The following is a 600-nucleotide window of genomic DNA, read 5'->3' as shown; positions in this document are numbered from 1 at the left end:
TATGAGAATAGTATATTACGACGGACTCGCCGATAACCATCCTTATAGTTCTTTAATCTCCTCGATTGAAAGTCCTGAAGTTTTAGCAATAATCGTTATACTGATTCCTTCTTGCTGCATTGCCTTTGCTATTTCAATAGCTTTCTCTCTTAACCCTTCTTCCTTACCTTTCTCCTCCCCTTCATTTAACCCCTCTTTTTTGCCTTCACTCCTATATCTCTCCTTCAGTTTATAAGGCAAAATCCAGCGTTCGCTTGCCTGGAGTTTCTTGAAGATACCCGACTCGACAAAGCTATGATAGGTTTCATCGCTGATGATTAAATGATCGATCACTTCGACTTTAAGGAATTTACCCGCTTGAATAAAATGATCGGTAAGGTCTTGATCTCCGATTGAAGGCGTTACATTCCCACTGGGATGGTTATGGACCATAATCACCTGGACCGCCAGCTTGTAGATCGCCATGCGGAAGGCTTCCCTGGGGTTGATGCCCGCCATGTTGGCAGACCCCAAAGCGACCAACTCGATATAGAGGATCTTGTTCGCTTGATTCAAACCCACCATCCAGAAGTGTTCCTGACCTTGACCGATTTTATTCTC

1 protein-coding gene is annotated in these 600 nt (G+C 43.8%); it reads right to left on the bottom strand.

Annotation, left to right across the window (positions count from 1 at the left end):
• Positions 1–42: 42 nt before the first annotated feature.
• Positions 43–600: JAB domain-containing protein (locus tag E1958_RS19740; RefSeq protein ID WP_133513382.1), on the bottom strand; the 558-nt coding region annotated here is incomplete at its 5' end.

Origin of the sequence: Candidatus Thiosymbion oneisti (assembly GCF_004359955.1) — a bacterium.
Lineage (GTDB): Bacteria > Pseudomonadota > Gammaproteobacteria > Chromatiales > Chromatiaceae > Thiosymbion > Thiosymbion oneisti.
This window is presented reverse-complemented; position numbering and strand designations above follow the sequence as displayed.